This window comes from Microcoleus sp. T3_A4, from assembly GCF_036700465.1.
GTDB lineage: Bacteria > Cyanobacteriota > Cyanobacteriia > Cyanobacteriales > Microcoleaceae > Microcoleus.
This window is the reverse complement of record NZ_JAUBOY010000090.1, coordinates 1-11,538: the sequence shown is the minus strand read 5'-3', so window position 1 is coordinate 11,538 and position 11,538 is coordinate 1. Positions and strand designations below refer to the sequence as shown.

Sequence of the window (11,538 nt, the reverse complement as noted above, 5' to 3'; positions counted from 1 at the left end):
CTGCCACATCTCTTGATGAGATTATTCGCGCTTATTGTGCAACTTAGTGTCTCATTTTTATTTGAAATAACTATAAAGCCGGGCCGATAGTTTGCGCGATCGCCATTTTGATGTAAGCTGTTGTTGCCACTACCCCCAAAGCAGCCAAAAAACCTAACAATAATAAGATAATCCAACGCGGTTTATTTTCGGGAGCCAACCACAAAAATCGTCTATTCATTTTTTATTTTACCTGGGGATGTGGGGATTCTTGTATTACATTTTTTTCGGCGCGTTTATCTAGCTTGATAAGCTGTTATACATTTAAATTTTATTTGTTTGGCGGGCTAGAAGCACCCCACAAGAGTATATGTGTAAGGTGCCCATTGCCCCGGAGAGACTTATTTAACCTTGACTGTAAGCCTCCATAGGTAAACAAGAACAGACAAAATTACGATCGCCAAACGCATTATCTATCCGACCCACCGCCGGCCAAAACTTATGTTCGCGAGTCCAAGGTGCCGGATAAGCCGCTTGCGCGCGAGTATAAGGACGATTCCACTCATCAACCATCAGAGATTCTGCGGTGTGCGGCGCATTTTTTAATACGTTATTTTGCGCGTCAACATTACCGTTTTCAATCTCCGCAATTTCAGCTCTAATTGCAATCATTGCATCGCAAAAACGATCTAATTCCTGCTTCGATTCGCTTTCCGTCGGTTCCACCATTACCGTACCAGCAACCGGCCAAGAAACCGTCGGCGCGTGATAGCCGTAATCCATCAACCGTTTAGCAATATCTTCAACTTCAATAGCCGCAGACTTTTTGAGCGATCGCAAATCCAGAATACACTCGTGCGCCACCAAACCAGCTTTCCCTTTGTACAAAACCGGATAGTAAGATGCTAACCGATGCGCCATGTAATTAGCATTAAGAATTGCTACTTTTGTCGCTTCAGTTAAACCCACTCCTCCCATCATCCGAATGTACATCCAAGAAATAGGCAAAATGCTAGCACTTCCCCAAGGCGCGGCGGAAACAGCACCAACTGATATTTGTTGACTGTTGACTGTTGACTGTTGACTGTTAAGAATAGAATGACTGGGCAAAAATTCTACTAAATGAGACATTACCCCAATCGGCCCCATTCCCGGCCCGCCGCCGCCGTGAGGAATACAGAAAGTTTTGTGCAAATTCAAGTGGCAAACATCAGCACCAAAATCACCGGGGCGGCACAAACCAACTTGAGCATTCATATTCGCGCCGTCCATATAAACTTGTCCACCGCAGTTGTGGACAATCTCGCAAATATCTTTAATCTCTTCCTCAAAAACGCCGTGCGTAGATGGATATGTCACCATCAAAGCCGCCAAGTCATTTTTGTGCTTCTCGGCTTTTTTCCGCAAATCGGCAACATCAATATTGCCCTGATAATCGCACTCGACAGCAACTACTTTCATCCCCGCCATCACCGCGCTAGCCGGATTTGTACCGTGGGCTGACTGGGGAATCAAACAGATATTTCGGTGAGATTCGCCTCGGTGTTCGTGGTATTCGCGAATAACTAACAAACCCGCATATTCGCCTTGGGAACCAGCGTTTGGCTGCAAAGAAATTCCCGCAAAACCTGTAATTTCTGCCAGCCACTGTTCTAGTTGCACGAACATCATTTGATACCCGCGAGTTTGATCGTGGGGGGCAAAGGGATGTATCTTGCCAAATTCCGCCCAAGTCACGGGCATCATCTCTGCTGTGGCATTCAATTTCATTGTGCAAGAACCCAAGGGAATCATCGATGTATTTAGCGATAAATCCTTGGCTTCTAAACGGTGCAAATACCGCAAAAGTTCAGTTTCTGAATGATAGCTGTTGAAAACTGGATGGGCGAGATAGCTGCTGGTGCGATCGCAAAAATCTGGTAAAGTCAAATAACCACTCAATGCGTCTGCATCCAGCGGAATGTTGAGAGCCTTCTGCCCGTCGGGCCTGATATAATCTTTATCCTGTGCAAAAATTTTCCATAACTCTTGCACATCTTCAACGCTGACAGTTTCATCTAAAGTGATTCCTACTGTCGAATTATCGAAAACTCGGAGATTAATTTTGCGAACTTTAGCAGCTTCTAGAATTTCTGACAGCGGTTTATCTCCCAATTCTACCCGCACAGTATCGAAGAAATGTTGAGAACCAATGGTGTATCCGAAACTTCTTAAACCGGATGCCAAAAGTGCTGTTAAACTCCATACTTTCTCAGCAATGTCTTTCAGTCCAGACGGGCCGTGATAAACAGCATACATACTCGCCATTACTGCCAGCAAAACTTGAGCAGTACAAATATTGCTAGTAGCTTTTTCGCGGCGGATGTGCTGTTCGCGAGTTTGCAAAGCCAAACGTAAAGCAGATTTGCCATTAGCATCTTTAGAAACGCCGACAATTCTCCCCGGAACTTGCCGTTTAAACTCTTCTCGCGTGGCGAAATAGGCTGCGTGGGGCCCTCCGAATCCCATCGGCACTCCGAAGCGCTGAGTGCTTCCTACGGCTATATCCGCGCCGAATTCGCCGGGGGGTGTCAGCAAGCAAAGGCTCAAAATGTCGGCAGCAACTGTGACTAATGCGCCGACTTCGTGTGCCGATCGAATAAAATCGGTATAGTCGTAAATTGCGCCGTCTGTGGCGGGGTATTGCAGGAGAGCGCCGAAAATTGTACGATCGAACTCAAAGCTTTGATGGTCGCCGACAATTACCTCAATTCCCAAGGGCTTAGCGCGAGTTTGCACCACTTCAATAGTTTGAGGGTGGCAATCTTGGGAAACAAAAAATGCTTTTGCCCCCTTTTTGCTGGCGCCGTAACTCACCGCCATCGCTTCCGCCGCCGCTGTCCCTTCATCTAGCAAAGAAGCGTTGGCAATTTCCAAACCCGTGAGGTCAATTATCATGGTTTGGAAGTTCAGTAAAGCTTCCAATCGCCCTTGAGCAATTTCGGCTTGGTAGGGAGTGTAAGCTGTATACCAGCCGGGATTTTCTAGGATATTCCGCTGAATGACGGGGGGAGTTATGCAGTCGTGATATCCAGTGCCGATGTACGATCGAAATACCTGATTTTTTGCAGCAATTTCTTTCAATTCTGCCAAAGCGCTGTACTCGCTTTGCGCGGCGGGAAGTTGTAAGGGTTGAGAAATGCGAATCGCCGCTGGAACCGTTTTGTCAATCAACTCATCAAGGCTGGAAATGCCCAAAACATTGAGCATTTGCTGGATTTCGTTGGGTGTCGGGCCAATGTGCCGGCCCGCAAAACCATTGATGGAGGAAAGGTTTTGCTGCTGGTTGGGTTCAAGTTGAGGGCTGTAGAGTACCAAGGCGGATTCTCCTGAATAGACTTTTGCTTCTTTGTTTGTAACATTTTGCTAAGAAAACAAGGAAGATTTTCTGTGTCTATCAAAGTGCGACAGTCCGACAGGGGTTGAAACCCCTGTCTCATAGCTAAAGTCGTCTGAAGACGACTAAGCAAGATTTTTTGTGTGTATCAAAGTCCGACAGGGGTTGAAACCCCTGTCTCATAGCTAAAGTCGTCTGAAGACGACTGTAGATTAAGCTGCACTTATCGCAACTCCCCCCGCAACAGCTTGGTATTTCAGTCGTCTTTAGACGACTTGTGCTATGAGCCAGGGGTTTCAACCCCTGGCAGATTGTGGAATTATCAACGAGCCCTATGCCCTATGCCCCATGCCCTATGCCCTATTCCCTATGCCCTATTCCCCTTCGACCATTTTGCGATACTCCGGGGCCGAGAAAGCATCGTCTGCTTCGTTGGTGTTGTCAACGCGCACTTTCAGCAGCCACCCAGCGCCATAGGGGTCTTCCGCCAAATTTTCGGGAGCCTCTATAATGTCATCATTGCGTTCTACGACTATACCGGTAACTGGTGCTTTCAAGTCTTCAACCGCTTTCACTGACTCGACTGTACCGAAAGCTTCGCCCTTTTCTAGCCCTGCACCCACTTCTGGCAAATCTAGAAACACGATATCGCCGAGTTGGTCAACTGCAAAGGCACTAATGCCGATCGTGGCTATTTCGCCTTCGAGTCGAATGTATTCGTGGGTGTCTAGGTATTTCAGGTCATCGGGGTATGTTAGTGCCATGTCTTTTCTCACAATAAAAAAGTATTAGTTAAATCTTATTCAACTATGAGCCTTTAGTAATGACTAAGTGGAACAAAAAAAATATTAAACGCTTGCTTTTCGGGGAATTTTCTGTCAAACGACTGATGCGATCTATAATTTTTATTTACGCATTTCTATGTTTTTACGGTTTCTTTTTTTCAGAACGGCTAATTTTTCAACCTCCCCCATCTAGTCAGAGTGATAGCAGGGAAGTTATCCAAGTTAGCTCAGCTAATGGCGTGAAAATTTCTGCTGTTCATTTTCCTAACCCGCAAGCTAAATATACCATACTTTACAGTCACGGGAATGCGGAAGACTTGGACGGCATTTTGTGGGTACTCCGAGAGATTCGAGATACCGGGTTTGCTGTGTTTGCCTATGATTATCAAGGTTACGGCACGAGTCAGGGAAAGCCTTCTGAGTATAATACTTATCGTGATATTGATGCTGCTTACAATTATTTAACCCAACAGTTGGGAATACCTGCCAAGCAAATTATTCTTTATGGGCGTTCTGTGGGCGGTGGCCCGGCAATTGATTTGGCTTCCCGGCAAAAAGTCGGCGGTTTGGTGGTTGAAAGTTCCTTTGTTTCGGCTTTTCGGGTGTTGACGCGGATTCCGATTTTACCCTTTGACAAGTTTGTGAATATTGATAAAATTGGCAAAGTTCGATCGCCTGTTTTGGTGATTCATGGTAAGGCTGATGAGGTTGTGCATTTTTGGCATGGAGAGCAGTTGTTTGCCACCGCCAACGAGCCGAAAGTGCATTTTTGGGTTGATGGGGCCGGTCATAATGATTTGATGGATGTGGCGGGCGATCGCTATGCTGCAACTTTGCGAAATTTTGCTAAGCTTGTAGATGAATCTTCTCGACCAAAATGAGCAACGGGCTAGAAGCCCGTTCCACAAGAACACATACACCTACAATTTCTTGTGGGGTGGGCTTCTAGCCCGCCCCTGAATCAATGCTTACCTACTTAATTTAACTGGGGCGGTTTGGCGAGCGATAAAAGGGTTTTTTCACCACACTAGCCAGATAGTTTTTCCCGCGAATTTCGATTTCTAATTGCTGCCCGATTTTAGCTAATTTTGCGGGAACAAATGCGAGGGCAACTGCGCGATTCAAAGTAGGTGATAATGTACCGCTAGTAACTTCTCCTACTGTTTCGCCTTCAAATATTACCGGATAGCCGTGGCGCGCAATGTGCCGCCCCTGCATTTCTAGCCCTACCAACCGCTTCGATACTCCACTCGCTTTCTGCTGTTCCAAAACCTCGCGACCAATAAAATCGCCTTTGGTGTCGAGGTGAACAACCCAACCCAATCCAGCCTCTAAAGGTGTGATATTGTCGTGGATATCTTGACCGTAAAGAGCCATTGCTGCTTCTAAACGCAAGGTATCTCTCGCGCCCAATCCGCAAGGAACAACGCCAGCAGCTAACAATTTTTGCCACAGTTCTTTTCCTACTGCGGCATCCACCATGATTTCAAACCCATCTTCGCCGGTGTAACCAGTTCTGGCGATAAAACTCGGCTGTCCCAACAGATTTGTTTCTAAGTGACCGAATGCCTTAATGGGTGCGAGGCTGTCTTCCACAAAAGGCTGGAGATAGTTAACAGCTTCCGGGCCTTGAATTGCTATTAAAACTTTATCTTCGGAGAGGTTTGTAAAACTGAGTTCGCTCAATTCTAAGTGCGTGGTGATCCATGCTTTGTCGGCGATGCGAGTGGCGGCGTTGACAATAATTACTGCACGTTCTTCGCTAGTGATAGCGTCGGGTTCTTGCCAGTAGAAAATAATGTCGTCTAAGATGCAGCCTTTGGCATTTAGCAAGACTGTATATTGAGCTTGACCGGGTTGCAAGCGGCTCAAGTCTGAGGGTACTAAGGGTTGAAATTTTTCTCTTACTTGTTTCCCTCTCAAACCAAATTTTCCCATGTGGGAAATGTCGAACATTCCTGCTTGCTGGCGTACTGCTTGGTGTTCGCTGCTGATGCCTGCGTACTGTACTGCCATCTCCCACCCGGAAAACGGCACCATTCGGGCTTTGAGTTCTAATGATAGGTCGTACAGAGGCGTGCGGGCAAGTTGGCTCGGACTCTCTGGATTGCTGGGTTCAGTTGACTTTGCCACAGGTAGCGCTTTGGTTGCGGGTAGACTGTTTTGATTTTACGGGAAAAATGGTTTTCGCGGTGTGTAGCGCGATCGAATTTAAGGCCACGGCAATGCTGTTTAGGTACAAGTCGCGATCGAATTTAAGCACGCGGTGGTAATGTTTCGGTACAAATTAGGACACAGCAGTGATGTATCCCTAATTTTAATTTATGGAGAATAGCGGGCTCGAACCGCTGACCCCTACAATGCCATTGTAGTGCTCTACCAACTGAGCTAATTCCCCTTTCTTTTCGCGCTCTCAATCATGCCTTAACTGACCAATATTTGTCAAGCTTTTTGGGGAAATTAGTTTTGAGCCTTCGGCTGGCAAGGCTTTCGGCTTTTTTTCCACAAAACTCTCCTCGCTTCTGGACAATGGTCAATCCCCTACTATCATCTAGTAAGTGTGTTGGGATATTTCGGTTAAATGGCTCAAACAAGAGCCCATGAGAAAGTAGACGACTAGCAGAGCGGCGGCTGAGACCGCAACTAGGGTGCCGGCTAGCATTAGTGAAAATTCCCGTTGCGCGATCGCCTCTTGCATTAAGTGCAAAGACCAGGCAACGAGGGCAACGTCAATTATTAAAATAGGAACCAGCATAAGTTACGATTTGTAACAGCTCACCTATTGTAACAAAACTTTTGGTTAAGTGCAGATAAGCTCAGACGTATTTAACTATTGCTGTAAAACCCGAAGGGAGCAGCGGAAAGCCGCTGAGAAAAAGTTATAGCTTTTCTTGATAATTACAATATGCAAAGTTAATGAGAGCTAGCTCAGCCTTAGAGGTGCGTTTTTGACTCTTGAGCGATCGATTAAGAGTCCGATAGCTGCGCTTTACACGCATTTTTGAGGGGGTAGGGTGTGTTAGCGAAGCCCTTGAAGAGGCTCGACCTTTGAGTATAACTGATTTGATAGCAGAAGGTCTGAGCCGCTGTTGCACTTGGATGCTGTAAAATTAACTTTATTAACCTGCTTGAAAAGATGACAAATCGCTCTAGTCGCGCCCTTTTTCACAGCAAAACATTCAACACTGCTTTGCGTGCTTTTAGCTTTCCGCAAGATATGGAAGTGCGCCACCAAAAATTGGGAACGTGGATTGCAACACTTAAAACTGGTACGTTAGACGAAGTTAAAGAAGTTGCGCTGCACGGTAGTTTTATTAATGATATTTTTCAGGATGTTTTGGGATATTGCTCGGTAATTCAAGGTGCGGGGAAAGCTTGGGAAATTAACGCGGAACAAACGATATCTGATGGCGGCGGTTCTGCTGACGGGGCGATCGGCTTTTTTACTGCTGCTGACAATCCTAAAGGCAAAGCCGTGTCCCTGCAAGGTAAAGTGATTGCTCCGATCGAACTCAAGGGAGCGAAAAATGATTTAGATCGTCCCGCATCCGGGCGATCGGAATCAGCAGTTGACCAAGGTTGGCGCTACGCTAATTATACACCCGATTGTCGCTGGATTATTGTCTCGAATTATCGAGAGTTGCGACTTTATCATACCAATAAAACTCCCGCTTATTACGAACAATTTTTTCTGACTGACTTGGCGGATATTGCAGCTTTTAAGCGGTTTTACTTTCTGCTGTGCCGCCGCAATTTTTTGCCTAAAAACCAAGACCAAACAGTTTCTGTTATTGACAGACTGTTAAAAGACTCTGACGAAGCTCAAGAGGAAATTACCAATAAATTATATCAAGAATACAAAGCAATTCGACTCGCTCTCGTCAAGCATTTTCGCTTTTCTGGGTCGCAGGATATCCCCAACCGCGATCGCGTACTCATTGAAAAAGCTCAAAAAACTTTAGACCGCGTTTTATTCATTGCTTTTTGTGAAGATAAAGGATTGCTGCCGCCAAAAACCCTCAGCAACGCTCACGACAACAAAGACCAATACAATCCTAGATTAATTTGGGAAAATTATCAATCTGTATTTCGCTGGGTTGATGTGGGAAATGATGACCCTCCTGTACCGGGATACAACGGCGGTTTCTTTAAATTTGATCGGATTTTAGACGCACAATTGACCGTGCCAAATCCTTTATGCAGTCGGCTTAATAAGCTGACGCGATTTGATTTTGACACCGAAGTTTCCGTCGATATTTTGGGGCATATTTTCGAGCAGTCTGTTACAGATTTGGAAGAATTAAATGCTGAAACTACCGGACAGGAATACAATCAGAAAAAAGGCAAGCGGAAAACTCAAGGTGTGTTTTACACGCCTGCTTTTATTACTCAATATATTGTCGAGGTTTCTCTCGGCGGCTATCTGCATCGGCGAGAGCAAGAGTTACGCGATTTCTTCCTAATGGGCGAAGTTGCTGAAGTGTCGGTTAAGCCACCCAAGAAAACTGCAATTAAGTTTTGGAAAGCGTATCGAGAGGAAGTGCTGCAAAAAACGCGAGTCATCGATCCGGCGTGCGGTTCGGGTGCTTTTTTGATTGCGGCTTTTGATTATTTAATGCAGCAGTACGAAAGAGTCGATCGCGAATTGAATGCTTTGGGGTATAAGCCAAAAAACGGCAAGTCGCTGGAATTTGACCGAAGCATTTTAAGTAACAACCTGTACGGCGTAGATTTGCTGCCGGAATCGGCGGAAATCACCAAGCTTTCGCTGTGGTTAAAGACGGCGGAACCGGGTAAAATGCTGACTTATTTGGATGATAATATTAAAGCGGGAAACTCGATCGTATCTGACAATAATGTAGCAGAGAGAGCCTTTGATTGGCAGGCTGAATTTCCCCAGATTTTTGCTGATGGTGGTTTTGATGTTGTGATTGGCAATCCGCCTTACGTGCGGCAGGAGTTGCTATCTCCAATTAAACCATACTTGCAAGCAAATTATGAATCTTATAACAGCGTCGCAGACCTTTATACTTACTTTTATGAACTCGGATTAAACATTCTCAAACCGGGGGGAGTGCTTTCGTATATTGTTACAAATAAATGGCTGAGGTCTGGATACGGCGAACCTCTACGCAAGTTTTTTGCCAGTCAAGGTTTACTAGAGCAAATTATTGATTTCGGACACGCGCCAATTTTTGAGGAGGCTGATACTTTTCCCTGTATTGTCGCAGTCAGAAAGCCTAACGCTTCTCTATGTATCTCTGAAACGGAAAGCGAGATTGAGCCAGGTAAATCTGAACCTAATTCGCCTGTGATTGTTTGTCCGGTTCCGCGCGAGTATCTTGCTAAGATCAACCTTACACAATACGTTCAACAACACGGTTATCAAATTTCGCGAGATCGTTTTACTGCGAATGCTTGGAGTTTGGAACCTCCTGCTGTTGATGATTTGATGCAAAAAATTCAACGAGTGGGTGTTCCGCTTAAAGATTTTGCAGGGGTTAAGCCTTATCGAGGTATTTTAACAGGATTGAATGAAGCTTTTTTAATTGATGAAGCGACTAAAAACAGTCTAGTGCAAGCAGACCCTAAATCCGCTGAAATCATCAAGCCATTATTGCGAGGTCAGAACATTAAACGCTGGAGTCCAGAGTGGGAAAATCTTTGGATTATTCTGCTGAAGTCTAGCAGCGATAGTGTATGGCCGTGGAGTACCGCAAACGATAAAGCAGAGGAAGTATTTGCACAAACATTTCCATCGGTATATAAGTATATGAAGCCGATGCAAGAAAAACTGTCTAAGCGTTCCGACCAAGGGCGTTACTGGTGGGAACTGCGTAGCTGTGCTTACTATAACGTTTTTCAAGAACCAAAAATTATCACTCAAGATTTGGCTACTTATTCTTGGTTTTGCTTCGTCTCTCAAGAGATATACCCAGTGAATACTTGCTATCTATGGCCAACAGGAAATTTTTATATGCTTGGGTGGTTGTGTTCGCCAATAACTTGGTGGATTTGTCACCACACTTTGCAAAAAGGAATCAATGACACACTGCGAATGTTTAGAGAACAGGTAGAAACTTTACCCATCGCACCACCAACTGACTCAATTCGTGCCGAAGTAGAACCAATTGTCAGCCGTTTAATTGAAATCGCCAAAACTAATCAAGAAACTCACCGAGATGTCTTGCAATGGCTGGAAATCACTTATTTAATTGATAAAGTCGGACAAAAACTCGAAGATTTTTCTGCGCTTTCCTTTGCAGAGTTTGTAGCAGAAATCAGAAAGCGAATGCCGAAAACTAAATCCTCCGATCCTCTCGGCGTTGCTGGACTAAAAGCAGTCCGCGAAACTTATAATGAATATGCACCGGCCATTCAATCTCGCAAAGCTGAGGCGTTGAGACTCGAACACCGTTTATCCGACTTAGTTAATCAAGCTTACGGATTGACACCGGAAGAAATAGATTTGATGTGGAAAACAGCACCTCCACGAATGCCGATCGCCCGACAGATTTGATATAAGGTTATATTTGCTGAAACTATTATATCAAAAATTTGTATTTTTGGGGGAAGATTTGTTAGACTGGGATTGTTAGCTAGCGAGTCGATAGACCATATTGTACGCGAGGTGAATCATTATGCTCCAAGCATTTGAAGGAATTTACAGAAATGGAGTCATCGAACTGTTAGAATTTCCTGAAAATATTTATGAAAGTCGCGTGGTGATTACTTTTTTGGCTGCGCCCTCCATTCCTCGAACGCCTACATTTATCCAGTTTGGAATGTTTGCAGGTTCTCATCAATCCACCGAAGCTGATTTCGAGATTGCCGAATTTCAAGGGGATACTGACGATGAATTAGATTGGTCATAGCTGCCGATGAAATATGTCATTGATACCCACGCGCTGATCTGGTTTCTCGAAGGAAATCAAAGATTTGGGACTCAAGTCCAAGCCATTCTATCCAATTTGGACAGTCAGCTTGTTTTACCTGCGATCCCCTTGGCTGAAGCTGCATGGATTGTAGAACGAGGAAAAACATCAATTCCATCTGTTAATGCGTTGTTCAATGCGATTAATAGCGATTCTAGAATCGCAGTTTATCCACTCGATCGAACTATTATCAATCAAACGCTCAGCTTATTGAGCATCCATGAAATGCACGATCGTCAAATTGTAGCAACGGCAATGATTTTGCAAAATCAAGGTGAAACTGTTGCGCTGTTGACGTGCGATGGAAATATTACGGCTTCAGGTGTAATTTCTGTTATCTGGTGATTAATAAAACAACGGTTAAAAGAGGAAAGCCAAGGTTTAGGACTGGAGTTTAGACTAAGACAGAATAAAGAGGCGCATTACTGTAGATTGAATGCACTAAAAGATGAGCGATCGAAAA

9 protein-coding genes and 1 tRNA gene are annotated in these 11,538 nt (G+C 44.9%); 4 read left to right on the top strand and 6 right to left on the bottom strand.

Features of this window, described 5'->3' with window-relative positions; genetic code table 11:
- Positions 1–70: 70 nt before the first annotated feature.
- The 3 genes from QUA07_RS28945 to gcvH all read right to left on the bottom strand — a co-directional run bounded on the left by QUA07_RS28945 (position 71) and on the right by gcvH (position 4,119).
- Positions 71–220, bottom strand: a complete 150-nt coding sequence (locus tag QUA07_RS28945; protein WP_333332429.1) for a hypothetical protein — start codon at positions 218–220, stop codon at positions 71–73.
- A 164-nt stretch (positions 221–384) separates the two neighbouring features.
- Complete coding sequence (gene gcvP / locus QUA07_RS28940) at positions 385–3,336, bottom strand: aminomethyl-transferring glycine dehydrogenase (protein WP_333332426.1); 2,952 nt, start codon at positions 3,334–3,336, stop codon at positions 385–387.
- 393 nt (positions 3,337–3,729) lie between these two features.
- The gene (gcvH, locus tag QUA07_RS28935) at positions 3,730–4,119 is read right to left on the bottom strand and encodes a glycine cleavage system protein GcvH (protein ID WP_333332423.1); all 390 of its coding nucleotides are present in this window, start codon (positions 4,117–4,119) and stop codon (positions 3,730–3,732) included.
- Between the two features lie 59 nt (positions 4,120–4,178).
- Between gcvH and QUA07_RS28930 the strand changes: the two genes are divergently transcribed.
- Complete coding sequence (locus QUA07_RS28930; protein ID WP_333332419.1) at positions 4,179–5,021, top strand: alpha/beta hydrolase; 843 nt, start codon at positions 4,179–4,181, stop codon at positions 5,019–5,021.
- A 100-nt stretch (positions 5,022–5,121) separates the two neighbouring features.
- On the opposite strand, the gene gcvT is transcribed toward QUA07_RS28930, so the two are convergent.
- The 3 genes from gcvT to QUA07_RS28915 all read right to left on the bottom strand — a co-directional run bounded on the left by gcvT (position 5,122) and on the right by QUA07_RS28915 (position 6,895).
- Positions 5,122–6,273 carry a glycine cleavage system aminomethyltransferase GcvT gene (gene gcvT, locus QUA07_RS28925; RefSeq protein WP_333332416.1) on the bottom strand — a complete coding sequence of 384 codons (1,152 nt, stop codon included), beginning with the start codon at positions 6,271–6,273 and terminating at the stop codon, positions 5,122–5,124.
- 192 nt (positions 6,274–6,465) lie between these two features.
- Positions 6,466–6,538: transfer RNA gene (locus tag QUA07_RS28920), tRNA-Ala, on the bottom strand.
- Between the two features lie 153 nt (positions 6,539–6,691).
- The gene (locus tag QUA07_RS28915; protein WP_333085722.1) at positions 6,692–6,895 is read right to left on the bottom strand and encodes a hypothetical protein; all 204 of its coding nucleotides are present in this window, start codon (positions 6,893–6,895) and stop codon (positions 6,692–6,694) included.
- A 381-nt stretch (positions 6,896–7,276) separates the two neighbouring features.
- Here QUA07_RS28915 and QUA07_RS28910 point away from each other — a divergent pair, with 381 nt between their 5' ends.
- The 3 genes from QUA07_RS28910 (at position 7,277) to QUA07_RS28900 (ending at position 11,420) form a co-directional block, all read left to right on the top strand.
- Positions 7,277–10,660: an Eco57I restriction-modification methylase domain-containing protein gene (locus tag QUA07_RS28910; protein ID WP_333332413.1), complete on the top strand. Its 3,384-nt coding sequence runs from the start codon at positions 7,277–7,279 to the stop codon at positions 10,658–10,660.
- Between the two features lie 121 nt (positions 10,661–10,781).
- Positions 10,782–11,015: a hypothetical protein gene (locus QUA07_RS28905; RefSeq protein WP_242718023.1), complete on the top strand. Its 234-nt coding sequence runs from the start codon at positions 10,782–10,784 to the stop codon at positions 11,013–11,015.
- Positions 11,016–11,021: 6 nt separating this feature from the next.
- Entirely contained in the window at positions 11,022–11,420 is a 399-nt protein-coding gene (locus QUA07_RS28900; protein WP_333332407.1) for a PIN domain-containing protein, read from the top strand.
- Positions 11,421–11,538 lie beyond the last annotated feature (118 nt).

Coding starts and splice junctions, on each gene's coding strand:
- QUA07_RS28905 (WP_242718023.1), top strand. CDS start 10,782: ATGCTCCAAGCATTTGAAGGAATTTACAGAAATGGAGTCATCGAACTG.
- gcvH (WP_333332423.1), bottom strand. CDS start 4,119: ATGGCACTAACATACCCCGATGACCTGAAATACCTAGACACCCACGAA.
- QUA07_RS28930 (WP_333332419.1), top strand. CDS start 4,179: ATGACTAAGTGGAACAAAAAAAATATTAAACGCTTGCTTTTCGGGGAA.
- QUA07_RS28945 (WP_333332429.1), bottom strand. CDS start 220: ATGAATAGACGATTTTTGTGGTTGGCTCCCGAAAATAAACCGCGTTGG.
- QUA07_RS28915 (WP_333085722.1), bottom strand. CDS start 6,895: ATGCTGGTTCCTATTTTAATAATTGACGTTGCCCTCGTTGCCTGGTCT.
- QUA07_RS28900 (WP_333332407.1), top strand. CDS start 11,022: ATGAAATATGTCATTGATACCCACGCGCTGATCTGGTTTCTCGAAGGA.
- QUA07_RS28910 (WP_333332413.1), top strand. CDS start 7,277: ATGACAAATCGCTCTAGTCGCGCCCTTTTTCACAGCAAAACATTCAAC.